Raw genomic sequence first — 23,495 nt, forward strand, 5'->3', positions numbered from 1 at the left:
CCTCCCCGGTCTGCCCACCCATTTCTCCACCGCAGGACCGAAGCCGAGATCGTCCGTCTCTTCTCGTCCCCGAGATACCCACACCGACACGGATTCAACCAGGTCCGCCGGGGTCACCGGGAACGAATACGGGTTCGGGTCTGGAGAAACCGACCAGCGTGTCGTTATCATGTGGAGCACGTCTCGTTACCCCGGACCCCGGTGACGAACGGAACCTCGTTACCCCGGACCCCGGTGGCGAGCGACGCGGAACAGGCCCCGAGAGTGTGGGCCGTCCTTCGCGTCCGCGATGTCGTCCCATGCCCGCCGAACTCGAGCCAGGTGTCGGCGCACCGGCATCGTCCGCCGCACATGGTTGGTGAGTCGGCGACACGCGCCCCCTGACGCCCCGAACTCGGGGATCGATCTCTGCGTGTTCTTTCGCTGTCCCGACACGCACACCTCGACCGATGTCGTGGTGTGCGCTGCGTCGAGGGGTCGCCTCGCACACCACGTTTCGACCCCAAGTCGGCGCACCGGCCGTCGCGTGCACTCGAGCACCCGAGCACCCGAGCACCCGAGCACCCGAAAGATGACATGTGATGAGGACCCCCTCAGCTCGGACGCACGATAGTGGCGTCAGAGTTTTTCGGGAGCTTGAGGAGGTCCCAATGACTATCGTAGGCGGGTTCGACGTGCACCGGCAGCAGATCACCTTCGACTATGTGGACACCGACACCGGTCGGGTGCGGTGGGGGCAGATCCGTCCGGCGACGCGGCACACGCTGCGGGCCTGGCTGGCCGAGCACTGCCCCGGCGGGGACGCCGAGATCGCGGTGGAGGGCTGCACCGGGTGGCGGTACGTGGTGGAGGAGCTGACCGCCGCCGGGGCGACGGCACAGCTGGCCGACCCGGCCGAGACCGCGGGGTTGCGCGGCCCGAAGAAACGCGCGAAGACCGACCGCGCCGACGCCCGGCTGCTGCGCACGCTGCTGCTGGAGGACCGGTTGCCGCGGTCGTGGATCCCGCCCGAGCAGGTCCTCGAGGCCCGGACGTTGGGCCGGTTGTACTGCGCGTTGATGGACGAGCGCCGGGCCTGGCAGCAGCGCATCCACGCGCAGCTGTTCCATCAGGGCTGCCCGCCGATCACCGGACTGTTGACCGGGGCCGGCCGCGACGGGCTCGCCCGGGCCGAGTTGTCGTTCGCGGGCCGGCAGTACGTGGACACCGCACTACGCACGATCGACTCGCTCACCGTCGAGATCGACTCGCTGCGAACACAATTGATGGCGTTCGCGCACCGTCAGCCGGGCTGCCGGGCGCTGCAGGCCGACCACTACGGAGTGGGGTGGCTCTGCGCGGTGATCATCTGGGCCGAGATCGGCGACGCCCGCCGGTTCCGCAGTTCCGACCAGGTGGTGCGCTTCGCCGGACTCGACATCACCGTGTACTCCTCGGACGGCAAACGCTCACCCGGGCACCTGTCCCGGCAGGGCTCGCCGGAGCTGCGGTGGGCGGCGTTCGAGGCCGCCCGGTGTGCCGCCCGCCGCGGATCCCCCGACTACGCCTACTACCACAAGGTGGCCGCCGTGCTGGACGGCAAACGGCCCGCGTTGGCGGTGGAACGGAAACTGCTGCGCCGCTGCTACCACACCCTGCGTGAGCTGGGCGAGGTCGCGATGGCGCCGGTCATCGAACGGGAGGTCGCCTGACATGGCCTGTGCGCGTGCCCTGCCCATGATTCACCTGATGCCTGCGGTCGGCTCCCGCCAGGATCCTGACGCCACCCCGCCCGGGGTGCGGCGTCCCGGAAAGAATGAGCGGCCGCACCCTTGTCGGCCCGGCATGCCGGGCACCCCATCGATCATCATGTCACCGGGCTCGTCGCCCGTGGACCCAGATAAGGCTGGGCGCCGGCACGCGCCACCACACACGGCGGATCCCCGACCAGAACACCGGGAGGCGCCCAAGGCCTGAACCACACGTGTTTGCCCTCGTCGACCCGGGCTCTCAGCATGCGGCGGATCTCAGTCGACATCAAGGTCGTTCGTCCTCGCTGCGCTGCGGGCGCTCCACCTTGATCCCCGGCTGCGGTCCCCCGCGGCCAGGCACGGGCGACGGCGAGGGCAAACACCGGAAACGTCCCCAAATAACCAACGGATCCCACCTTTACGGGGGTCCGCATCACAGATAAGGATCCATGACCTCCCCGCACCGTCACACCCGGCCCCGCCCCGCCGACTGGGACTGGCAGCGCCACGGGTCCTGCCACGGCGCCGGCACGGCGATGTTCTTCTCCCCCGACGGCGAGCGCAGCTCCGCTCGCGTCCACCGCGAACAGCAGGCGCGGCGACGGCGAACGCAGCTCCGCTCGCGTCCACCGCGAACAGCAGGCGCGGCAACTGTGCGCGCAGCGCCTGGTGCGCACCGTCTGCCGCGATCACGCGCTCACCGCCGGTGAGCCCTACGGGATCTGGGGTGGCATGAGCGAGGCCGATCGGACCCGCCACCGCCGCCGCGGCCGCCGCCGTGAGAGGCGCCGATCCTCGCCCGCACCGACGTGACCACGACACCTACCATTCCCGACCCCGTGAGAGGACCCATCGATGACCAACATCGCCCTGCTGATCCTGGTGATCGTCCCCGGGCTCGCCGCATCGCGCGCACTGCAGCATTACCTCGAGCACACCACCGCACCCCCGGGCACACCGCCGCCCCGGTTCCGCTGACCCTGCCTCGAGACACCCCATCCTCCTGAGAATCGTTGGGATACCGGAACATGCGCGGTGTTTGCGGGCAGGTCCGGCGGGCAACCTCGAAGTCAGGAGCGGCAGCGGACCGGTACGGTGCCGCTTTCAGGTTCCGCGGGTTCAACAGCGAGCTCGCGGAACCGCCCGACCTCGACTCGCCCGTGCTCGCGCGGGGACGGTCGCCCGTCCCCCAGACCCGCCGCCGCGCAGCCGGATTCCTGAGCCTGCGAACAGTGTTGGGAGAATTCGTCATGTGGTTTCCTGCGACCGCATTCTCGTTCGACCTGAACCGGCCCACCCCCGCACCGCCCGCCCTGTCCCCACCGACCGGGGTGGGGATTCTCGGTACCCTCGTCGCGGCCCTGCGCACCTCTGGGCCTCCCCCTGCGGCGACCGAACGCCCGCGTCCGGGGACGGGCACCACAGGGCCGTGACCGCGGACCACGCCCACGCCACCACCCCGCAATCCCGGATCGCCGGGCAGCTGCTGCAGGCGGTCGGCGAACGGAACGTTCCGGCGGCGCGTACCCAGATCTGCGCGGTGGCCTGCCCGCACGGCCGGCACGCCGCCCTGTTCCATCCGGTGATGCTCTGGCTGATCGCCCAGCTCGGCGTTCCGCTGCGTGACCGGGTCGGAGTCGAGGGCGACGGGGAGTCGTTCGTGTTCGAGTTGCTCACCGGCGCCGACCTGTGGTCCGAGCCGACGTCGCTGTCCGCGCAGGCCCGCAGCCTCCGGATCCGGGTGCTGGCCGCACTCGCTGCGGACCACGCGCCGCCGCCGTGGGCGCCGCAGAGCCCCGCCGCCCCGGAGCGGGTCCGGATGCTCGTCGATGCCCTGCTCTGGCTCGACGACCTGCTCGACTACAACCTGTGACGGCGCCCTGACAGCCGCGCCGAGGCATCTGGGGCGGTGACGACTGCGCTATCGGGTGGGTCGGTGCAGGCAGGACAGTTCCCGGGCGGCGTCGTCGAGGCCGACGCAGGGGATCCCGCGGCGGCGCACTTCCTGCAGGGTCTGCGCCTCGTCCGGGGTGCACAGGCCGTCGAGGACGTCATCGGTGGCGATGACGACCAGGGCGTCCTCACTGCAGGTGTCGACCAGTTCCACGTCGTGCCCGCGGGCCCATCCGGTGACGGTGGACCAGCGGTCCCGGTCGGCGGGATCGGTGAAGGCGCCCAGCAGCACGATGCTCCCGGTGCGGGTGGTCAGATTGTGCACAGTCATCTCGGTTCTTCCTCAACTCGGGCACCAAGCGCGGCGCAGCGCCCGGGGTAGGGCACGGGGTGTGGGGTGGGATCCGGACCGGAGCCAATCGTCCTTCCCGGAGCGGCGGGGCACCCAGCGGGATCCTCGCCGGGGTCCGGGGCGATACCGGGTAGGGTACCCAGCCGCAACCGGGTTCGAAACGCAGCACACGGTGGTGTGGCACACCGAGCCGGTTCCCGACATCGCCTGCCTGCCCGAGGATATCGGGTGCCTGCCGCGAGTTCGACGGTGCCGGAGAGCAGTTCGGCGTCTGCGCGGTCGGGTCGCTCGGAAGTGCCTGTTCGAGGACCTTCTGCCCTGGCCAGCGCAGCGCCGTTCTCGTTATGATCGGATTCTGCCGTCCCCGAAAAGACGAGGGCGGCGCCGCGAAAACTGGACCCACCGCGGGATGTTTCCCGCCGCCGGTGCACGTTCAGCGGCGTCGAACCCGGGACGACATTCTCGGCCTCGGGCTCGACGCGCCCTGCGTGCCGCGGCGGTCGCCGAAACACGCCCCGACACCGAGCAGTCGCGGGCGATCGGTCATCTCACGGGCGCTGCACACCCGCAAGACCGGCCGGAGTCGTTGGGCAGCCGGATTTTTCCGCATCTCGGTGTGTGCGTTGCCGCTCACAGTGCCGGAGCGGAGGGTATTTCGTGGCAACTTGTTCCCGGGACGCGAGGAAGGGGCGAAGTCGATGACAACGTCACCGCATATCACCACCGATCACGACGAGATCCGCCGATGGATTCAGGCGCATCACGGCGCCCCGGCACGGGACGGGTCCGGCGCATTGCGGATCGACTTCCTCGGTGTCGCCACGGAACTGAAGCATCTGCAGTGGAATGAGTGGTTCACCGCCTTCGACGAGCGGGGTCTGGCCCTGTGCTATCCCGAACCGCATGTTCGCGGCGGCACCAGTGCCTGGTTCGAATTCGTCCCGCGCGCCCGAACCGCCGCCGGTTCGGTCCGATGAGCACGCCGACCCGATCACCGTCCCGCACCGGCACCGCCGACACCCCGCCCGGCCCGCGCGGTGGGGACACCCGGCCGGCCGGTACTCACACGCTCCTCGGCCGCGGCGGGGAGCTGACCGGGCCACCGGTGCCGGCGGTGCCGGCGGCCTGCCGGCTGCACAACCGGTCGGAGGTGGTGGAGTTCGGCGGCCGCTACGGTCTGAGGATCTCGACGACCACGCCGCACGAGGCGACGGCCGAGGATCTGCTGTTCGTCCGATCGGTGCTCGACGACGCCGGAATCGGCTACCTCCTCGTCCGCGGCAACCACACCCGCCCGGTGCTGGCGGTGAACTGGGCCGACCGTCAGGCGCTGCGGACGGCGCTGGTGGCAGCCAGCGCGGATCAGCCGTTTTACGTCAAGGCCGTTGGGACTGGCCGGGCGCCGGGGTTGATCGCGGACGGGACCCTGTCGCACACCCCGGCGGCGCGGATTCTGCGGCTGTTCCGGCCGCGGCTCGAACCGGTCAGCGGGCTGCGGTACGGGGCCGAGGGGGCGGTGCAGGTCGAGTTGTGGTCGTATACCGACGACGAGATCGCCGCGCCGGCCGCGAACGCGCTGACCCGCCCCGTCATGGCGCGCCGGGAGGCCGTCCCCGCGGTGATCGAGCGGGACGGTCGGAGTTGGCCGACGGTGGCCGGCATGTTCGACCTGCATCCGGCGGATGTACCGTTTCCGATCGACCTGGTGTTCTCCTGGGTGGACGGGAGCGACACCCGGTGGCAGGTGCAGCGGGCACGGCGGATGCGCAATTACGTCGTCGGCGACGGGGACGACTCCCCGGCCAGGTACCGGCAGATCAACGAACTGAAGTATGCGCTGCGGTCGGTGCACATGTACGCGCCGTGGATTCGGCGAATCTTCGTCGCCACCGATTCCCCGCGACCGGCATGGCTGGCCGACCACACTCGGGTCATCGTGGTGCGCAGTGAGGAATTCTTCACCGATCCGTCGGTGCTGCCCACCCACAATTCCCACGCCGTCGAATCGCAGCTGCACCGAATTCCCGGTCTCGCCGAACACTTCCTCTACGCCAACGACGACATGTTCTTCGGACGGGCGGTCGCCCCGCAGCTGTTCTTCACCGCCGGCTCGGTGAGCCGGTTCATCGAGTCCGGCACCCGCATCGGGCTCGGCCGTAACTGTCCCCGGCGCAGCGGATTCGAAAACGCCGCCCGCGTCAACCGGGTGCTGCTGCAACAACGTTTCGGGGTGACGATCACCCGTCATCTCGAACACACCCCGGTGCCGCTGCGCCGATCGGTCATGGCCGAGATGGAAGAGCAGTTCCCCCGCGAGTTCGCCGCGACCGCGGCCAGCCCGTTCCGGGCAGCGGAGAACATCTCGGTGACGAACTCGCTCTACCACTACTACGCCCTGCTCACCGGCCGCGCCGTGCCGCATACCGCCGCCAAGGTCCGCTACGTCGACACCACCACCGTTGCGGGCCTGCGCGCACTCGGTCCGCTGCTGGCGAAGCGGAACAAGGACATGTTCTGCCTCAACGACGGCAGCACCCCGGAGGTCGACCTTGCGGTGCGCACCGCGACGGTGACCGAGTTCCTCGACCGCTACTACCCCATCCCGGCCCCCTGGGAAACCGGATACCCCCGCTGACCGGCACCCCTGACCCCACCCGGCCCATTGCCGGTTCTCCCGTCGGCTCCGCGGTCACCGGACGGGATTTAGGGTGAAAGGTGACAGCGGTCGAGGTGGTGAGGGTGGTCGTGGAGGAACGGCGACGGCAGTCGTTGTGGCGTGCGATCGCCGACGAGGCGGGCACGCCCGGACAACACCGGTGGGCGCAGCAGGTGTGCCGGCTGTGCGTGACCGAACTGGCCGGTATCGACGCCGCGGCGCTCACCCTCCGCGCGACCGGCCGGGCGCAGGACCTGCTCGGCGCCAGCGACGACTGGGCCGGGCGGCTCGACGAGCAGCAGTACACCCTCGGCGAGGGCCCCGGGGTGCAGGCGTTCGAGGACGGCAGCCCCATCCTGGTCGACGATCTGAGCCACCACGAGGAGCGGTGGCCCGGATTCGCCGACACCGCTCATGCGGTGGGGGCGGCGGCGGTGTTCGCATTCGCGCTGCGGATCGGCGCCATCCGGCTCGGCACCATGACCTTCTACCGGCGGCGGACCGGCTCCCTGGCCGCCCGCGCCGTCGCCGATGCCACCGTGCTGGTCGACCTGATCACCCTGGCCCTGGTCGAGCAGGCCGAGCACGCCGAGCGGACCGGAATCGACTGGATCCGGGAAACTGGCTCCTACCAGGACGTGAACGTGGCCACCGGGATACTCGCCGCCCGCCTGTCGATCAGCCTCGACGAGGCGCTCCTGCGGCTGCGCGCCCACGCCTTCCGGCTGGGTCGCCCGATCCTCGACCTGGCCGGGGACATTCTGTCCGACCGGATCGACGTCGACGAGCTCAACGAATGACCACCCCGCCGCGGGGAGAAGGAGATCACGCATGATCGAGGACATCCCGGACACCCAGGCCCACCTGGTCGAGGTGCTGTCCGCGATCACGACGCACCTCGCCGACACCGCGACCGACCCCACGGCCGCCGCCATCGCCGACATCACGGCGGCCAGCGCGGATCTGCTCGCCGCCGCCGGCGTCCTGGTCGTCGACCCCCGGGGCGGTGTCGCAGTCGTCGCCGCGTCCGACGAACGCGCCCGGATCGTGGAACTGCTGCAAACCCAGGGCGAGCACGGCCCGTGCCTGGACGCCGTCGCCGCCGGCACCCCGCTCGAGGTCCCGGACCTGTCCGAATCCCACCGGCGCTGGCCCGACTTCACCGACGTCGCCACCACCCTGGGCTACCGTGCGGTACTGGCGATCCCGATGCTCCTCGACGGCCACGCCATCGGGGGGACTCAACCTGCTCCGCACCACCGTCCGCGAGTTCACCGACTACGACCGGCGACTGGCCGCGGTCCTCGCGGCCTCGGCCGTGATGCACCTGATCCGCGACGACGCCGCCCACCGCCGTGCCAAACTCACCGAACGCACCCTGGGCCTGATCCACGACCGTGTGCACGTCGACCAGGCGGTCGGACTCACCGCCGCACCCTGCACATCACCCCGGCCGCGGCCCGGACGCTGCTCGAACACCACGCCAGCACCCACCACACCCCGCTACGCGCCCTCGCCCAGCACATCACCACCGGCTCGCTGGCACCGGCGGACCTGACCGGCGTCGACGACACCGCACCCGGACAACAAGCCCCGCACCCCTGATCATCAGGCACTGCGCTGGTCCCACAGGACCACGTCCGGGCCATGACCCGTCGCGGCCGGTTACGGCCACTCCGGGTCGGAGCGTCCGTGCGCGGCGCCGTCGACCACCGCCTGCACCCGGGCCGCGGCACGGTCACCGGCACCCGCCGTCCGGTCGAGGTCGCGGGTAGCGCGTTCGAGGACCAGCTCGTCGTGGTCGGCGGTGGTTCCGGATCGCTCCCAGGCGCTCAGGATGCCCGCGCACTCGTCGCGGGCCGCACGGTCGGCCAGGGCGGAGCAGCGCCAGCGCCGCCTCGGGGCCGGGACGCGGCGGAATCGTCGTCATGTTTCCAGCCTCCTCTTCTTTGCGTCCCATGCCCCGGCGATATCGCCGTCGATCGTCTGGGGAACCGTCGGCGACCGGATACGTTCGTCACCAACCGGGCGCCCCGCGATCGACTGGTCCGGTGTCGCTGTCGAGCCTGTGGATGAGTGCCGGGACCGGAAAGGCCTCCCGGTCACGGTATTCGAGGTGCAGCAGGTCCGCGACGAGCTCGTCGGTGCGGTCGGCGATGGCCTCCGGTGCCGGGCGGCGGCCGATCCCGAGCCCGCCGATGATCAGGACCCGATCGGCGCGCTGACCCTCGATTCCCAAAGACCACCCGAAATACCGGTTCCAGGCGATCAGGACGTGGCGGCCGCTGTAGTACCGGAACTGTTTCGACAGCACGACCACAGCATCGAAGGTGACCGCGTCCCACCTGCGGATCGTCTCGGCGTTCAATGCCCGTGCGACCGCGAACACGTACGCGTTGCTGTCGGGGTTGTCGCCGGCACCGACGCCGCTGCTTATCGTGAACACTTCCTCCGTCGCGGAACACGTACCCGTCCACGGTGAGCTCGAAACTACCCCTCGACACTGGTCAGGGCAGATAAACCGTACGACCGCAGGCCCTCGGTCCGCCCGTGGAGGGAGCAGGGCGATGTTTGGGATCGGGCCCAATCGGGCACGACCCACACACATCCGCTCCCAGACTTCGACGGAGGTGTCCTCGATGGCGGCATTGCACAGTCACACCCTCACCCATCCCCGGGGCACGGGATCGCGTACCCGCGCCCTCGACACCGCCGAGGGGGTGCTGATCGGGATCCGCCGGATCCCGGCCGCGGACGCCTTCGACGAACTGGTGAGCGCCGCCCGCCGCCACGGCGTGTCCGTCTTCACCCTCGCCGAGGCCCTGGTCGCGCTCGCCAGCGGAAACGAGGCACCCCAGCCTGCCGCCGCCCGCGCAGCCCGGACCGAATGGGGCGCACTGTTGCGGCCCTGAACCCCGGGAAGCACCGTGTGGAGTTGTGCGCTCGGCCACCTGGTCCCCGGATCCGCATCTCGCGGGTTTCGGTGATCGGGTAGGCGGATACTCTACGGGCACTGCCGTCGGGGTTCGTTCGGACACATCGTGATTCGCGGTAGGGCCCACCAGTCGCAGTGACCGATAGGGCGCTCACTCCGGTTGATGGGCCACCCAGCCCACCGGGACAACCACGACCCCGGCAAGCGTGCGCCGGGAGTCGACGACCACACGAGATGAAGGAGTTGGGCGATGTCGACGGCGGGGCACGCCGGCGGTCGGTCCACCGACCTGTGCCTGACCGCGGAGATGATGGTGCAGGAACTGGGATGGGACGACGACGTCGACGAGGACCTGCGTCGACGCATCGAGGACATCCTCGGGGGCGCATTGGTCGACGACAACTTCGGCGAGAGGGTCGACGCGGTGCTGCTGTGGTGGCGCAGCGGCGACGGTGACCTCACCGACGAGCTGATCACCGCCCGCACGGCGTTGTCCGGCACCGGTTTCGTGTGGTTGATGACACCGAAGCCCGCCCGAGCCGAGCACGTGGACCCGGCGGAGGTGATCGAGGCCGCCGACCTCGCCGGGCTGCACGTCACCTCCCGGAGCGACAGGCGCGACTGGCTCGGGACCCGGCTCACCCAGTCCAGCCCACCCGCCCCACGGGCACGGTCGTCCTCGGCTCGCCAGCCTGCCCGGTGGTGACAGGCACAGGGGATCCCGCCGAGTGACGATGTCACCCGGACGAGCCCGAGGTCATCCAGCGCCCCCGGGGACGGGTGCTCACCCCATCTCTGGGGGTGGTGGGGTGCTCACACCGTTTCGGGGGCGGCCGAACAGTGGCGCGAAACCCTCGGGCAGTGACCCCAGGACGGTGTGCAGGCAGTTGTCGTCGACGGCCTGGGCCACCGTGGCCAGCACCGCGCTGGTGTCCCATTCGGCGGTGGTGGGGTGGGCGTCGAGGGCTTGGGCGATCCGGTGCCGGAACTCCTCGATCCCGTAGTCGGGTGCGGCCCGTCCGTCCTCGATGGGGCCGAGCGCGTCGCGCGCCAGGGGCGAAAGCTGCGCGCCCAGGGCTCGCACCTTTCCGGGGGACAGCCGCGCCCCGAGCTTCCGGAGCACTACCGTCGTCACCCGAGTGGCCTCCCCCAGGCTGTCGTATTCTCCGTATTCGCGGACCCGTGACAGGAATTCGGTGTCGTCCATCACCAGTGTCCTTTCTGTGCTCTCCTTTGTTCTTCTTGTGTGTTCTTCTCGTCTCGGTCTCGAGGTGCTGCTCGCACGTCGGCCGATCCACCCCCGCCGCCTCCTCGCACCGACAGGGGCCGTTGGTCAGCGCCGCGCAGCCGGAGGTGCCCGGCGGGCTCAGCGCCAGGAGGAACAGCACTCCCGGGGCGATGCCGACCGCCTCGGCACCCTCGACCGGCCGTCCCCGGAGGGTCCGTGTCGGGGGTGCCACCGTTCCCGGTGTCCGGGTGGGCGACGGGAACGGCGGCGGAAGGTCAGTCGGTGGTGACCTCGATGCGCCGCGATCGGACGCTTGCGGTCTTCGGGATGGTGACGGTGAGAACACCGTCGGCCAGTGTGGCAGTGATCTTGTCGGCATCGACGTCGCGGGCCAACAGGGTGCGGAATTCGAAGCTGCCGGTGCGGCGGGTGCGGCTGCGGGTCCGCAACCACCCCGCCCTCTTCTTCTCCACGAACTCGCCGCTGATCTCGAGTTCGTTGGCCGACAGGGTGATGTCGAGGTCCTCGCGTGCGACGCCGGGCACCTCCACCTCCACCACGTAGCCGTCGTCGGTCTCGGACACATCCGCCAGCGGCCGCCAGGTCTGCCCGCCGCCGAACGGGGCTCCCGACATCGAGTCCCGCAAGGGACGTTCGGCGACCGGGTCCCACCGCCCGGACTCTCCACCGCCGCGATTCGCAGGTGCAGCCATGCCGCGACACCTCCCACTTACCGCTGTGTGTTGTTCCTCCCCCGGCGAGCATGGACCGCCCGGGGGTGGTTCTGCTGCACCATGATTGGTACCCGAACCCCAGATCTCCGAAACCGCCCTATCGGTGGCGAAATTCGGCGGGCGGCGGAGGCTCGGACGGCCGGGGTGGCCCCGGCCGTCCGGTGTCGGCGGCGGGGATGTGGGGTCCGCGGCGACCGGGTGCAGACCGAGTCCGCGGTGATCGACAGGTCCGCGAACAGGCCGAGGAAGACCCGCTGCCGCCTGCAAACACCGCCGGCGTCAGCGGGTGTCGGTGCCGACCGCGGTGAGTTCGCCGATTTCCGCGACGGTGCGACCGGTGTGCGGATCGACCCAGCAGGGGTGGCGATCCCGGATCCGGGGCACCCACACCGCGGCCTGGTCGCGGCAGGGCCAAGGCACCCGCAGTTGCCGCAGCAGCGCCGCCTGCACGGTGTTGGCCACCCATACGGTCGCCTCGACCGCCGGCAGTTGCGGGGCCAGGCCGCGACCGAGGACCTGCCGACCCCCGCCGATCTCGCCGAGCCGATCACCGGGCCGTGCGCTGCCGGGTGGGGCGGGATCCCACGCGAGGAGCACCCCGTCCTGGTGTATCGCCAGCTCCCAGCACACCCCGTCCCAGCGCACCGTTCCCCGGCGGTGGCAGCACCGCAAATCCCGGGCGAGCGCCCCCAGGGCGCCCGCCCAAGCCGGGGGGGCGCACCGGGCCTGGGCGGTTCCTCGAACACCGGGAACCGCCACACCCGGCCAAGATGCTGATGCCCACACCCGCGGCGCTCCTGTGTCGTTCCGGATGCGCTGCGAGGACGGTCAGTCCTCGTCGCGGCGGGCGAAGCATTCGGTGGCCGGGGTGAATCCCGGCCGGGTGAGCATGTCGATGTCCGCCCACCCGTCGTCGCCGAACACCACCGAATCGGTGTGCCAGACCAGGCTGACGTTCTCACAGCCGTGCGCGAGGATCAGGTATTCGTAGTTCTTCAGTGCCACCAGGGTTTCGTCCGTCATCATCGCCACCACCCCCGACTCCGTGTGGTGCGGGCGCCGTCCGCCCGACCCTGCCAGGGCGGTTCCATTATGCCACTAGATCTACCGCAAATGAAGGAGAAAATCTCACCATATCGAAGCGGCTGCCTCCGAGTAGGTAGGTGGAGAATGTCCGCGGATTCGGCTGCACCCGCCTGCCCCGCGGCCACATGCGGTGAGCACTCGACGGCTGCCGTGGGCCGCCAGGACCGGGCACCACCAGCCGGCTCCCGGTCTGAACGCGGGTGCACCACGACATCGATGCGGCCGGCCCGGACGGGCACCTATGCAGTGGGATTCACTGATCACATTTGTCGGGAAGCTGCGATATCAGATCGGCGCCAAAGTGCCTTACCGCACCCACTTTTGCCCCACAGGGAGGGAAGGATTTCGGTGCCGATCGTTGTTGTACGAGAAAATCACCGTTTACTTAGGAGAGGAGATGACCCGGTGGGGTGACACGGACGCAAGGTTCGCTGCAGCGGTGGGATGACGCGGTGGGCCGGGCCCTGGCGGCGGCACTGCCGACCGCGGTGCATGACGGTGTGCTGGCATACCGGCAGGTGAGCGTGGTGTTCGACGTCGTCGGCCGTGGCCGGTGGGTGGTGCGCACCCGGTTCGGCACGGTCAGCGTGGACACCAGAATTCCGGCGCGGCCGACGGCCACGATCACCGCCGACCCGGCCGCGGTGACGGCGCTGCTGGCCGGGCGGTGCAGCCTGGTGTCCGCGTTCCTGACCGGGGCACTGCGGGTGCGGGGAAGCATGAGCACGGTGCTCGCCCTCGGCGGCGTCCTGGCCCCAGCGGCGGACCTGCCGACCCGGGCCCGGGTCCGGGAGACCTCCGTGTTCGGGGTGCGCACCGGCTACCTCGACGCCGGTCCCCCCGGCGGGCCGCCGGTGGTGCTGCTGCACGGCCTGGGTGCCACCAACGCGTCAATGCTGCCGGTGCTCGCCGACCTGGCCACCGAGCATCGGGTACTGGCCCCAGACCTGCCCGGATTCGGGTCGTCGGCGGCACCGAACTGGGACTACGACCCGGTGCAGTTGCAGCGCTGGCTGCGCGCGTTCCTCGACACCGTCGACGCACCCGCGAGTGCGGTGATCGGGCACTCGCTCGGCGGCCGGTTCGCCCTCGAACTCGCCCTGCGCAACCCCGACAAGGTCCGTTCCCTGGTGCTGCTGTGCCCGGCGCTGGCCTTCCGGCGGCGGCAACTCACCGCACTCGCCCGCCGGATCCCCGCCGATCTCGCCCGGCTGCCGATCGCGTTTCCGCACCGGCTGCTGCACGAGGGCACCCGAGGCGCCTACCGGACCCTGTTCGCCGACCCGGACCGGGTGCCCCGGCACTGGTTCGACGCCGCCGCCGACGAATGGGAGCTCACCCTGCGCGACACCGGCCACCGGCGGGCCCTGTGGTCGGCCACCCTCGGCCTCTACCTGGACGAACCGTTCGGCGACCGGGGCTGTGGAACCGAGTGGCGCAGCTGGCGGTGCCGACCCTGTGCGTGTGGGGCGCCGACGACCCCCTCGTCCCGGCGCGCTTCGCCGACCACCTCACCGCCACCGCCCCGCAGGTGCGGTCGGTGACCCTGCCGGACTGCGGGCACCTGCCGCAGTTCGAATGGCCCGAGGCCACCGGCGCCCTGATCGACGACTTCCTCACCCGCACCGCCCGCCACCCCCGCACCGCCGCGACCGCCTGACACGGTACCGCCGGCAAGACGCTCCCCCGGTCCCTGAATTTGCTGGAGAAAACATACTGTGTTTGCGGCATATTTTCTTGACCTAGGTTGTTGTAAGGAGAGAAAATTGAACTGTCAACGGAAGGGCTCGGCGGGTGCGCCGACGGTGCGCCCGGGGTGTGAGGAGGGAACGTCATGGCACGGGCGGTGGGAATCGACCTGGGCACCACGAACTCGGTGGTGTGCGTGCTCGAGGGCGGCGACCCGGTGGTGGTCGCCAACTCCGAGGGCTCACGCACCACCCCGTCGGTGGTGGCATTCGCCAAGAACGGGGAGGTGCTGGTCGGCCAGCCCGCCAAAAACCAGGCGGTGACGAACGTCGACCGGACGGTGCGGTCGGTGAAACGGGAAATCGGCACCGACTGGCATGTCAAGATCGACGACAAGAACTACACCGCGCAGGAGATCAGCGCCCGGGTGCTGATGAAACTCAAGCGGGACGCGGAATCGTATCTGGGTGAGGACATCACCGACGCCGTGATCACCGTCCCCGCCTACTTCAACGACGCCCAGCGTCAGGCCACGAAAGAAGCCGGCCAGATCGCCGGGCTGAACGTGCTGCGGATCATCAACGAGCCCACCGCGGCCGCCCTGGCCTACGGCCTCGACAAGGGCGAAAAGGAACAGACCATCCTGGTCTTCGACCTCGGTGGCGGCACCTTCGACGTCTCGCTGCTCGAAATCGGCGAGGGCGTCGTCGAAGTCCGGGCCACCTCCGGTGACAACCACCTCGGTGGTGACGACTGGGACGACCGGATCGTGAAGTGGCTGGCCGACAAATTCAAGGCGAGCAGCGGATTCGATCTGACCAAGGACAAGATGGCGATGCAGCGACTGCGGGAGGCCGCGGAGAAGGCCAAGATCGAACTGTCCTCCTCGCAGAGCACGTCGATCAACCTGCCCTACATCACCGTCGACGCGGACAAGAACCCGCTGTTCCTCGACGAGCAGCTCTCCCGCAGCGAGTTCGAGAAGATCACCTCCGACCTGTTGGACCGCACCCGGGCCCCGTTCCAATCGGTGATCAAGGACGCGAAGATCTCCGTGGGCGACATCGACCACGTGGTGCTCGTCGGTGGTTCCACCCGGATGCCCGCGGTGACGAATCTGGTGCGCGAGTTGACCGGCGGGAAGGAACCGAACAAGGGTGTCAACCCGGACGAGGTCGTCGCCGTCGGTGCCGCGCTGCAGGCCGGTGTCCTCGGCGGTGAGGTCAAGGACGTGTTGCTCCTCGACGTCACCCCGCTCTCGCTCGGTATCGAGACCAAGGGTGGGGTGATGACCAAGCTGATCGAGCGCAACACCACCATCCCGACCAAGCGGTCGGAGACCTTCACCACCGCGGACGACAATCAGCCGTCGGTGCAGATCCAGGTGTATCAGGGTGAGCGTGAGATCGCCTCGCACAACAAGCTGCTCGGCTCGTTCGAGCTGACCGGGATCGCGCCGGCCCCGCGGGGGGTGCCGCAGATCGAGGTCACCTTCGACATCGACGCCAACGGCATCGTGCACGTGACCGCGAAGGACAAGGGCACCGGGAAGGAGAACACGATCCGGATCCAGGAAGGGTCGGCGCTGTCGAAGGAGGATATCGACCGGATGATCCGCGACGCCGAGGCGCACGCCGCCGAGGACAGCCGCCGCCGGGAGGAGGCCGAGACCCGCAACCAGGCCGAGTCGCTGGTGTACCAGACCGAGAAGTTCATCAAGGACAACGAGGACAAGGTGCCCGCCGACGTCAAGGACAAGGTCCAGTCCGCGATCAAGAACGTCCAGGACGCGTTGGCCGGCACCGACATCGGCGCGGTGAAGACCGCAGTGGAGAAACTGGGCACCGAGTCCCAGGCCCTCGGCCAGGCCATCTATGCCGCCCAGGCCGCCTCGGAAGGCGGGACGGGCGGGGGCGACGGCGGCGGGGGCGACGGCGGCGCCGGCGCCAGCGCGGCCGCCGGAGCGGGTGCGTCGGGGAACGGGCAGGGCGCCGACGACGAGGTCGTCGACGCCGAGGTGGTGGACGAACCCCGGGAGGGACACCGATGAACACACCACACGACGAGCAGCAACGATCCGAACAGGCCGGTCGCGGCAGGGGAAACGGGCGGCAGCCGCCCCGCGAACCGATCGCGATCACCGACCGACGCCGTATCGACCCGGTCACCGGCCGGGTCCGCGAGGACACTCCCGGATCCCGGCCCCGGCACACGGACCGAGGAGCGAAACCGACGCTGGGCGAGAAGGCGGGCACCGCGCCCCGGGTACCGGGAGCCCCGCGGCCGGAGTCCCGGCAGACCGACGCCGACCGGGTGGCGGAACTGACCGCCGATCTGCAGCGTCTGCAGGCCGAGTACGCCAACTACCGCCACCGGGTCGAGCGGGACCGGGCCGCGGTCGCCGAGAACGCGAAAGCGACGGTCGCCACCGCGTTCCTCGGTGTTCTCGACGACCTGGACTGGGCCCGCAAGCACGGCGACACCGCCCGCGAGCCCCTGCACAGCCTGTACCGCAAGATCCGGACCATCCTGGCCCGGATGGGGGTGGCCGCGTTCGGCGAACCCGGGGACCGCTTCGATCCCACCCTGCACGAGGCCGCCAGCCACGAAGGCCACGGCACCGACCTGGTGGTCGACACCGTGCTGCGCCGCGGCTACACCTTCGGTGTGCACAAGGTGCTGCGGACCGCGTTGGTCACCGTGATCGACCGCGACCAGTACGAGAACAACGACCCCGACGATCCACCAGAACCCCAGGAGGCACCCGGCACGAGCCGGTCCGACCCCAGTTCGGCCGACCCTGAACCGCCGGCCGACCCGGATCCGCCACCGGCGGACACCGGTTCAGCTTCACCGCCGGACACCGGTTCGGCCCCGCCGGTCGTCCCGAACCCGCCGGCGGGCACCGACCCCTGGTCGGAGGCCGCGGCGGATGGGGGCCGCGACGCCGGGCCCGAGAACCGGGGTCCGGACCCGAACCCCTACCGCTGCGGGTGAGGTCCACCGAGACCGGGCGCAGCTCCACACCATCGGTCCGCCCGGCCTGGCCCGGATGGGGGTGGACGGTGATGCACCACGGATGAGGGAGGGAGGAGATTCGCTGTGACGCAGCAGGAGTGGATCGAACGCGACTTCTACGCCGACCTGGGTGTGCCGTCGACGGCGTCGGCGGAGGACATCAAACGGGCCTACCGCAAGCTGGCCCGGCAACTGCACCCGGACGCCAACCCGCACGACCAGGCGGCCGGGGAACGATTCAAGGCGGTCAGCGAGGCGCACGCGGCGCTCTCGGACCCGGCCACCCGCGCCGAGTACGACCGGACCCGGCAGCTGTACCGGTCCGGGGCGTTCCGGCGGGCCGGCACCCGCTCCGGCGCCGGCGGCGGCGGGCCGGCCGGCGGAATGGGCGGGTTCGACCTCTCCGACCTGTTCGGCGGCGAGAGTTCCTCATTCACCTCCGGCGAGGCCGGGTTCGGTGACGTGTTCGGGGATCTGTTCCGCCGCAGCGGCACCCGCACAACCGCGTCCCGCCCGCGGCGGGGCAGCGACGTCGAGGCGCAGACCCGGCTCCCGTTCCGGCAGGCCGTCACCGGGGTGGTGTTGCCGCTGCAGGTCAGCGGGCCCACGGTGTGCACCAGCTGTCACGGTAGCGGCGCCCGGCCCGGAACCCAGCCGCGGCGGTGCCCCTCGTGCGGCGGCGCCGGAACCCTCACCCGCAATCAGGGCGGCTTCGGGTTCAGCGAATCCTGCGACGACTGCCGCGGCACCGGGGTGATCGTCGACTCCCCCTGCACGGACTGCCAGGGCACCGGGGTCGGGCACCGCACCCGCACCATCAACGTCCGCATCCCACCCGGAGTGACCGACGGCCAACGCATCCGGCTGCCCGCGCACGGCGAGCCCGGGCTGCGCGGCGCCCCGTCGGGGGACCTGTACGTCACCGTCGGGGTGGACCCGGATCCGGTCTTCGGCCGCGACGGCGACGATCTCACGGTCACCGTGCCGGTCGGCTTCGCCGAACTCGCGCTCGGCACCACGATCTCGGTGCCCACCCTCGACGGTCGGGTCAGCGTGAAGATCCCCGCCGGTACCCCGTCCGGTCGGACCTTCCGGTTACAAGGTCGCGGCGTCCCCCTCCGCGGCCGGGCGCCGGGCGATCTGCGGGTGACCGTGCAGGTGGCGGTGCCCGCCGGGCTCAACCAGAGGGCCATCGATGCCCTGCGCGCCTACGAGAAGGCCGAGAAGGCCGCCGGATTCGACCCCCGCACCACCTGGCCCGGCCGCCGGTAGAGGTTGAGGGTCTTCGATTACGGTGTCGCCGTGGTCGTCCCGGTGGTGCGCAGCCGCGGGAGCAGCAGTCCGAGGACGACCATCCAGCCGAGGGACCCTATTCCGGCGGTGGGTCGGGCAACGCCGGGGTGGGAGCGTCGAGCAACGAGTTGAGCCAGGTCAGCGCCTCGATGAGGGCGGTGACCCGCACCTCGGAGTCGGGTTCACGTGCGGCGGCGCCCAGGTGCACCCGGGCGGCGGCGGGGTCACCGGCCAGCAGGGCCAGCACCGACCGCGCCACCCGGGCCTGCCGCGGGGGAAGCTGCCGGGCATCGACGACCTGCCCGCCGCCGGTGCGGACCTCGAGGACGAACGCCTCCCCCTCCGCGGCGCGGCCCAGCCGGGCCACCGCCACGTCGGCGATCGCACCCGTCAGCCAGGTCAGCACACCGCCGTAAAAGCTCCCGGGCCCCGGGACGATGTCGGGCGGCGCCGCCAGCGAGGACAGTTCCCGGCCCAGCGTCGCGTACCGGTGTTCGGACGCCAGCGCGAGCAGGCGCCCGGCCACCTCCGCCTCCGGGCGGAAACGCCCCTCGAGATCGGACCCCATGCGCGTCGTGTACCCATCCCCACCGCGTACACACGCCTTTCCCGGGGCATCGGCGCATCGAATCCGGGTCGCATCCGTGGGCCGGTTCCGCACCGGGTCGGCCGCCGATCGGCGCGATCCGGTGCCGCCACAACACCTGCGCCCCAACGTCATACGCGAGGAACCGTGCCCGGTCCGATGGTGCGGGGTACGTCGTAGTCGATGCTGTACCTGCTTCCTCTCGGGCGCCGCGAACAGGCCCGGGTAGAGCGTGCGGCGTAGTCGATACCGTGCCTGCCTCCTCATGATCGGGTGGTGTATGGCGGGCCCTCCGGGTCCGGCCCACTCTGCCCCGATGCGGGGGTGCGGCAGCCCACGCGACGTGCCGCCGGAATCGGACAAACCAGCCGAATCCGGGCATGTGATGTTGCGCACCGCGCCGTCCGAGTTGCGCGACGAGCCGAGCAGGCGAACGGTTCGCGAGCACCCGCGGCGCGGCGCAGGTTCGACATTCCTGCTGGTGACACCGGGTGTCAAAACAGTGCTGGACGAACGTCCATATAGCACAACCCGGGCGACCTGCTGTACAAATGATGCCAACGACACCTTGCTGTGATGTATTTCACACATCTTTGTGATGTGGTGTCGCGGACGTTTGTTGTGCAACCGCCGGCCCGGACCCCGCCGACGGCCGCACCGGGGAGAAAAGGGTTTCGCACCGATGCTGTTGCCGATGTCGCCGACCGATTCATTGTTTCTGCTGGGGGAATCCCGCGAACATCCGATGCACGTGGGTGGGCTGGCGGTGTTCACCCCGCCCGAGGGCGCCGACGCCGGGACGGTGCGGGAGATGTTCGAGGCCGCCGTCGACGACGAGCAGGTCGCACCGTTGTTCCGCCAACGTGCCCGCCGGTCGCTGACCTCACTGGGTCAGTGGGGATGGGACACCGCCGGGGACGTCGATCTCGGTCATCACGTCCGCCGGGACGCGCTGCCCCGCCCCGGGGGCACCGAGGAGCTGTTGACCCTGGTCTCCCGGCTGCACGCGACCCTGCTGGATCGGTCCCGCCCGCTGTGGGAGATGCACCTGATCGAGGGCCTGGCCGACGGCCGGTACGCGGTCTACACCAAGATCCACCACGCCCTCGCCGACGGCGCGTCCGCGATGACCCTGCTGCAACGCAGCATGAGTGAGGATCCGGACCGCCGCGGCATGCCCGCCCCCTGGCAACCCACCCGCGGCGAGGACGCCCGCGCCCGGCTGAGCACCCCCGCCACCGGAAACCCCGCGGCGCCCGGCGCCCTGACGTCCATCCCGAATCCACTGGCCCTGCCCCGACAGGCGCTGCGGACCGCCCGCGACATGGCCGCCGAGATCGCCGGCCTGGCACCAGCGGTGGCAGCGGCAGTGGAGCGGGCCCGCCGCACCCAGGGCGGCCCATGGGCCCTGAACGCCCCGCACACCGTGCTCAACGTCCCGATCGGCGGGGCCCGGCACTTCGCCGCCCGCTCCTGGCCGCTCGAACGGGTCCGTCTGCTCGCCAAACACGCCGACGCCACCGTCAACGACATCGTCCTCGCCCTGTGCGCCGGAGCGCTGCGCCGCTTCCTCGACGGGCTGGGCGCGCTGCCGGCCGATCCGCTGATCGCGATGGTCCCGGTCAACCTCCGCGGCCCGACGTCGGAGGCGGACCGCGACGGGGCGGATCGGGCCGGGAACCGGGTCGGGATGCTGATGTGCAACCTGGCCACCCACCTGCCCGACCCCGCCCACCGGCTCGAGACCATCCGCGCCTGCATGCGCGAGGGCAAGGCGGTGCTGCGAAGCATGAGCCAAGCCCAGGTGCTGGCCCTGAGCGCCCTCGGCGCCGCCCCGATGGGATTGGAGCTGCTCACCGGCCGCCGCGGTCCGCAGCGGCCGCCGTTCAACCTGGTGATCTCCAACGTCGCCGGACCGTCCACCCCGCTGTACTGGAACGGCGCCCGGCTCGACGCCCTGTATCCGCTGTCCATCCCGGTCACCGGACAAGCACTCAACATCACCTGCACCAGCACCGACGACCAGCTCGTCTTCGGCCTCACCGGCTGCCGGAAGGCCGTGCCGAACCTGCACCCGATGCTCGACCACCTACACACCGAACTCGACGCCCTCGACACCGTCGTCGGCCTCTGACCCCGGCACTACAGCGGCGACGAACCACCGATCGACCGATTCACCGCACCAGATCCGGGAGAAGGGACACCGTCCATGCACCCCACCACCACCCTGACCGGCCACCGCACCGCCGACCTGGACCGCACGCGCCCGGCCGGGCGGCTGCGCGCCGGCGCGGTAATCGGCGCCGTCGCCGCGGCGTGTGTGACCGGCCCAGCCTGGATCGTCACCGGATCGCTCGTCGCGGGCGCCGTCATCGCCGCCGCCACCCTCGCCGCGGTCACCGCCGCCGCCCTCATGATCTGAACACCCTCACGAGCTGAACACCACTGATACCGAGAACAATTCGCCGGACCCAGGAAGGTAGGACACCCGTCATGAGTGTCACCGCCCATCGAACATCCACCGTCGGTGTCCGCACCGCCGCCCTCAGCACCGCCGAGATCAAGGCCCGGATCGCCGCCATGTTCGCCGACGAACCCACCGACGATCCGGATCCGGGATCCCCGACGATGCGCGGCACCCCGAATTGACCGACAAACCAAGCATTTCCGTACCGGCCACCGACCCGGCCGCAGCCCGAGGAGGAACCTGTTCTCGTGAACACCAACGTCGCCCTGCTGCTGCTCGTTCTCGCCGGCGGAATCGGCGGCACACCCGCCGTCCAGGCTGCCCTCACGCGTCCCGCCGGTCGACGCCGCGGCCGCGGCCGCGCGGTCCCGTTCCACCCCGGCGGCTGAGGATCGGGAGGACACCCGATGGGAGTGCTCGGCGCCGCCCGCACCCTGTTGCGGGTGCAGTACGAGATCGTCCGGGCCCCGATGTCCTTCCTCGACGAGGCCGTGCTGCCGGTCGTCTTCGACGACGGCCGCCCCGGCCCGGTTGGCGTGCGAGCCCGTCGACGGCGTCGGGGGCCGGACGGGACGAACTAGTTGACCGTGATGACGATGCCCCCTTCCAGACCGTGTGCCCGGAGACGGCCGGACTCGTCGTCGACGGCAGCGACCTGCCCCTCTGCAACGCCGTCCTGACCCACCTCTACCGGCTGCCGCTGACCGGGCAGTCCAGCGCCGCCGGCACCGCCGCTACATCATCCACCTCCGGCGACCTCCCCGATCACCCGCGGACTCGAGGAGAACATCACCCACTTCACCCGGCTCGGGCAACACCTCGATCCGGGCGCCCAACTCGCCATCTACCGCCCGCTCGACCGAACCCCCGCTTCCGACACCGAGGCCCGCTTTCCCGACCTGGTCGGCAGGCTGGCCCGCACGTTCACCGTGACCTCCCCGGGTCCTGACCCGGCCCGGGCCCGCGCACTGGGAGACCGTCCGTACCCTCACCGAGGCGTATCTGTGACACCCGGCAGCCAGGACCGCCGAATGCACCGCAACCGCGTGCCCGCCTCTCGATCGTCGCCGAACTCCGAACTGCAACTACACCGCACCACCGCGCACCGATGGGAGAGATCCAGCCGGGCGACAGCGGTGGGATGCTCACGCACCATGGGTGTGGACCCCGGGAGTGGATAGTCGACCGCCGTCGGATTGTCATGGTTCTTCAACGTCCGGTACCGGTCCTGGGAGCAGCAGGTCTTCACCGAACAGCACACCCAGCGACGCACCGACACGTCCTCTCCCGCCTGCAGAAGACCCTCCTCGCTGGTCGACCACTACCACCGCCGCCGGAAGAACGAGGACTGCAGTGTCTCCGACGGTGCCGAGCACGCAGAGTGACCGCAGTCCTCGAGGGATCAGGGACAAACGGGTCCGACCAGGGTGTAGATCTGCTGCGTCTGGGTGCGGTGCCCCAGTTCTCGGCCAGCTCTCCGATCGCCGCGATGACGGTCTGCTCGTCGACGCCGTTGGCGAGGTCGATGCAGGGTTCGATGGCGATGTGTTTGATCAACGCGTCGTTGCGATGAATCGCCAGGTCCGGGTACCGGCCGCGCAACACGGCGACGATGCGTTGAGGTCGGCATGGTAGCGGTCCATCACCGCGGCCCGGTCCATTTCCTCCACGGCGCCGGTGGTCTCGGAGGTGGCCGTGGTTGCGTCGGGATGGGTGTCGGAGCTGCAGGACACCACCGCACCGACCGTGGCCGCGGCGACACCGATCACACCGGCGGACTTCATGACCGCAGGCTACTGCGTAACCCCGAGCAACGGCAGGCGAAGCC

At 70.4% G+C, this 23,495-nt stretch carries 28 protein-coding genes and 2 pseudogenes; 22 read left to right on the forward strand and 8 right to left on the reverse strand.

The annotated features are described in order from the left end of the window. Nucleotides 1-650 precede the first annotated feature (650 nt). The 4 genes and pseudogenes from BLV94_RS06270 to BLV94_RS06285 all read left to right on the forward strand — a co-directional run bounded on the left by BLV94_RS06270 (nucleotide 651) and on the right by BLV94_RS06285 (nucleotide 3,603). A complete protein-coding gene (locus tag BLV94_RS06270) occupies nucleotides 651-1,691 on the forward strand; it encodes an IS110 family RNA-guided transposase (protein ID WP_016881807.1) in 1,041 nt (346 codons plus the stop codon). A 488-nt stretch (nucleotides 1,692-2,179) separates the two neighbouring features. Continuing rightward, nucleotides 2,180-2,543: pseudogene (locus tag BLV94_RS52050) on the forward strand (WhiB family transcriptional regulator). Between the two features lie 42 nt (nucleotides 2,544-2,585). Continuing rightward, nucleotides 2,586-2,708, forward strand: coding sequence for a hypothetical protein (locus BLV94_RS51485; RefSeq protein ID WP_016881809.1), 123 nt, complete (start codon nucleotides 2,586-2,588; stop codon nucleotides 2,706-2,708). A 451-nt stretch (nucleotides 2,709-3,159) separates the two neighbouring features. Continuing rightward, on the forward strand, nucleotides 3,160-3,603 hold the full coding sequence (locus BLV94_RS06285; RefSeq protein ID WP_016881811.1) for a hypothetical protein: 444 nt from the start codon (nucleotides 3,160-3,162) through the stop codon (nucleotides 3,601-3,603). Nucleotides 3,604-3,651: 48 nt separating this feature from the next. On the opposite strand, the gene BLV94_RS06290 is transcribed toward BLV94_RS06285, so the two are convergent. Next, entirely contained in the window at nucleotides 3,652-3,954 is a 303-nt protein-coding gene (locus BLV94_RS06290) for a hypothetical protein (protein WP_016881812.1), read from the reverse strand. 719 nt (nucleotides 3,955-4,673) lie between these two features. On the opposite strand from BLV94_RS06290, the gene BLV94_RS06300 reads away from it, so the two are divergent. From BLV94_RS06300 to BLV94_RS06315, 4 genes are all read left to right on the forward strand, one after another. Then, nucleotides 4,674-4,952: a hypothetical protein gene (locus tag BLV94_RS06300; RefSeq protein ID WP_016881813.1), complete on the forward strand. Its 279-nt coding sequence runs from the start codon at nucleotides 4,674-4,676 to the stop codon at nucleotides 4,950-4,952. Then, the gene (locus tag BLV94_RS06305) at nucleotides 4,949-6,610 is read left to right on the forward strand and encodes a stealth family protein (protein ID WP_016881814.1); all 1,662 of its coding nucleotides are present in this window, start codon (nucleotides 4,949-4,951) and stop codon (nucleotides 6,608-6,610) included. The genes BLV94_RS06300 and BLV94_RS06305 overlap by 4 nt, the downstream gene beginning before the upstream one ends. An 80-nt stretch (nucleotides 6,611-6,690) precedes the next feature. Beyond that, nucleotides 6,691-7,431 carry an ANTAR domain-containing protein gene (locus BLV94_RS06310; RefSeq protein ID WP_237724021.1) on the forward strand — a complete coding sequence of 247 codons (741 nt, stop codon included), beginning with the start codon at nucleotides 6,691-6,693 and terminating at the stop codon, nucleotides 7,429-7,431. A 31-nt stretch (nucleotides 7,432-7,462) separates the two neighbouring features. Next, nucleotides 7,463-8,236 (forward strand): GAF domain-containing protein, encoded by a 774-nt coding sequence (locus tag BLV94_RS06315; RefSeq protein WP_051004150.1) that lies wholly within the window; start codon nucleotides 7,463-7,465, stop codon nucleotides 8,234-8,236. A gap of 412 nt (nucleotides 8,237-8,648) precedes the next feature. Here the strand turns inward: BLV94_RS06315 and BLV94_RS06320 are convergent, their stop codons facing one another. Next, nucleotides 8,649-9,077, reverse strand: a complete 429-nt coding sequence (locus BLV94_RS06320) for a DUF6292 family protein (protein WP_072943864.1) — start codon at nucleotides 9,075-9,077, stop codon at nucleotides 8,649-8,651. Between the two features lie 193 nt (nucleotides 9,078-9,270). Between BLV94_RS06320 and BLV94_RS49350 the strand changes: the two genes are divergently transcribed. Together BLV94_RS49350 and BLV94_RS06330 are read left to right on the forward strand one after the other, a co-directional pair. Beyond that, on the forward strand, nucleotides 9,271-9,543 hold the full coding sequence (locus BLV94_RS49350; protein WP_016881817.1) for an ANTAR domain-containing protein: 273 nt from the start codon (nucleotides 9,271-9,273) through the stop codon (nucleotides 9,541-9,543). A gap of 273 nt (nucleotides 9,544-9,816) precedes the next feature. After that, the gene (locus BLV94_RS06330; RefSeq protein WP_016881818.1) at nucleotides 9,817-10,272 is read left to right on the forward strand and encodes a DUF3052 domain-containing protein; all 456 of its coding nucleotides are present in this window, start codon (nucleotides 9,817-9,819) and stop codon (nucleotides 10,270-10,272) included. A 78-nt stretch (nucleotides 10,273-10,350) separates the two neighbouring features. Here the strand turns inward: BLV94_RS06330 and BLV94_RS06335 are convergent, their stop codons facing one another. The 4 genes from BLV94_RS06335 to BLV94_RS06350 form a co-directional block, all read right to left on the reverse strand. Further along, the gene (locus BLV94_RS06335) at nucleotides 10,351-10,773 is read right to left on the reverse strand and encodes a DUF2267 domain-containing protein (RefSeq protein WP_016881819.1); all 423 of its coding nucleotides are present in this window, start codon (nucleotides 10,771-10,773) and stop codon (nucleotides 10,351-10,353) included. Between the two features lie 296 nt (nucleotides 10,774-11,069). Then, complete coding sequence (locus BLV94_RS06340) at nucleotides 11,070-11,507, reverse strand: Hsp20/alpha crystallin family protein (protein ID WP_007297531.1); 438 nt, start codon at nucleotides 11,505-11,507, stop codon at nucleotides 11,070-11,072. A gap of 300 nt (nucleotides 11,508-11,807) precedes the next feature. Then, nucleotides 11,808-12,314: a hypothetical protein gene (locus BLV94_RS06345; RefSeq protein ID WP_237724022.1), complete on the reverse strand. Its 507-nt coding sequence runs from the start codon at nucleotides 12,312-12,314 to the stop codon at nucleotides 11,808-11,810. A 42-nt stretch (nucleotides 12,315-12,356) separates the two neighbouring features. Then, nucleotides 12,357-12,554, reverse strand: a complete 198-nt coding sequence (locus tag BLV94_RS06350; RefSeq protein WP_237720423.1) for a hypothetical protein — start codon at nucleotides 12,552-12,554, stop codon at nucleotides 12,357-12,359. A 470-nt stretch (nucleotides 12,555-13,024) separates the two neighbouring features. On the opposite strand from BLV94_RS06350, the gene BLV94_RS06355 reads away from it, so the two are divergent. The 5 genes and pseudogenes from BLV94_RS06355 to dnaJ all read left to right on the forward strand — a co-directional run bounded on the left by BLV94_RS06355 (nucleotide 13,025) and on the right by dnaJ (nucleotide 18,593). Further along, nucleotides 13,025-14,158, forward strand: a complete 1,134-nt coding sequence (locus BLV94_RS06355) for an alpha/beta fold hydrolase (protein ID WP_237724023.1) — start codon at nucleotides 13,025-13,027, stop codon at nucleotides 14,156-14,158. Beyond that, nucleotides 14,077-14,274 (forward strand): alpha/beta fold hydrolase, encoded by a 198-nt coding sequence (locus BLV94_RS51730; protein WP_337464691.1) that lies wholly within the window; start codon nucleotides 14,077-14,079, stop codon nucleotides 14,272-14,274. The genes BLV94_RS06355 and BLV94_RS51730 overlap by 82 nt, the downstream gene beginning before the upstream one ends. Before the next feature lie 174 nt (nucleotides 14,275-14,448). Further along, nucleotides 14,449-16,353: a molecular chaperone DnaK gene (gene dnaK, locus BLV94_RS06360; RefSeq protein WP_072943865.1), complete on the forward strand. Its 1,905-nt coding sequence runs from the start codon at nucleotides 14,449-14,451 to the stop codon at nucleotides 16,351-16,353. Beyond that, nucleotides 16,350-17,126, forward strand: a pseudogene (gene grpE / locus BLV94_RS06365) (nucleotide exchange factor GrpE); the annotation flags it as partial. The gene dnaK and the pseudogene grpE, both read left to right, overlap by 4 nt. A gap of 279 nt (nucleotides 17,127-17,405) precedes the next feature. Beyond that, entirely contained in the window at nucleotides 17,406-18,593 is a 1,188-nt protein-coding gene (dnaJ, locus tag BLV94_RS06370) for a molecular chaperone DnaJ (RefSeq protein WP_016881822.1), read from the forward strand. 97 nt (nucleotides 18,594-18,690) lie between these two features. On the opposite strand, the gene BLV94_RS06375 is transcribed toward dnaJ, so the two are convergent. Further along, nucleotides 18,691-19,182, reverse strand: coding sequence for a hypothetical protein (locus tag BLV94_RS06375; protein WP_050787562.1), 492 nt, complete (start codon nucleotides 19,180-19,182; stop codon nucleotides 18,691-18,693). Nucleotides 19,183-19,882: 700 nt separating this feature from the next. Here BLV94_RS06375 and BLV94_RS06380 point away from each other — a divergent pair. The 7 genes from BLV94_RS06380 to BLV94_RS06395 all read left to right on the forward strand — a co-directional run bounded on the left by BLV94_RS06380 (nucleotide 19,883) and on the right by BLV94_RS06395 (nucleotide 23,052). Then, a complete protein-coding gene (locus tag BLV94_RS06380) occupies nucleotides 19,883-21,334 on the forward strand; it encodes a WS/DGAT/MGAT family O-acyltransferase (protein WP_016881825.1) in 1,452 nt (483 codons plus the stop codon). Between the two features lie 75 nt (nucleotides 21,335-21,409). Continuing rightward, nucleotides 21,410-21,622, forward strand: coding sequence for a hypothetical protein (locus tag BLV94_RS06385; RefSeq protein WP_016881826.1), 213 nt, complete (start codon nucleotides 21,410-21,412; stop codon nucleotides 21,620-21,622). A gap of 71 nt (nucleotides 21,623-21,693) precedes the next feature. Next, nucleotides 21,694-21,849 (forward strand): hypothetical protein, encoded by a 156-nt coding sequence (locus BLV94_RS49355; protein WP_016881827.1) that lies wholly within the window; start codon nucleotides 21,694-21,696, stop codon nucleotides 21,847-21,849. Nucleotides 21,850-21,915: 66 nt separating this feature from the next. Beyond that, entirely contained in the window at nucleotides 21,916-22,056 is a 141-nt protein-coding gene (locus BLV94_RS49360) for a hypothetical protein (protein WP_016881828.1), read from the forward strand. An 18-nt stretch (nucleotides 22,057-22,074) separates the two neighbouring features. Beyond that, on the forward strand, nucleotides 22,075-22,248 hold the full coding sequence (locus BLV94_RS49365; RefSeq protein ID WP_016881829.1) for a hypothetical protein: 174 nt from the start codon (nucleotides 22,075-22,077) through the stop codon (nucleotides 22,246-22,248). Nucleotides 22,249-22,431: 183 nt separating this feature from the next. Next, on the forward strand, nucleotides 22,432-22,848 hold the full coding sequence (locus BLV94_RS50540; RefSeq protein ID WP_342341939.1) for a hypothetical protein: 417 nt from the start codon (nucleotides 22,432-22,434) through the stop codon (nucleotides 22,846-22,848). Nucleotides 22,849-22,863: 15 nt separating this feature from the next. Beyond that, nucleotides 22,864-23,052 carry a hypothetical protein gene (locus BLV94_RS06395; RefSeq protein WP_016881831.1) on the forward strand — a complete coding sequence of 63 codons (189 nt, stop codon included), beginning with the start codon at nucleotides 22,864-22,866 and terminating at the stop codon, nucleotides 23,050-23,052. A gap of 168 nt (nucleotides 23,053-23,220) precedes the next feature. On the opposite strand, the gene BLV94_RS50545 is transcribed toward BLV94_RS06395, so the two are convergent. After that, complete coding sequence (locus BLV94_RS50545) at nucleotides 23,221-23,451, reverse strand: hypothetical protein (RefSeq protein WP_016881832.1); 231 nt, start codon at nucleotides 23,449-23,451, stop codon at nucleotides 23,221-23,223. Between the last annotated feature and the right edge of the window lie 44 nt (nucleotides 23,452-23,495).

The sequence above is a fragment of the Rhodococcus koreensis genome, assembly GCF_900105905.1.
GTDB classification, from domain to species: domain Bacteria; phylum Actinomycetota; class Actinomycetes; order Mycobacteriales; family Mycobacteriaceae; genus Rhodococcus_F; species Rhodococcus_F koreensis.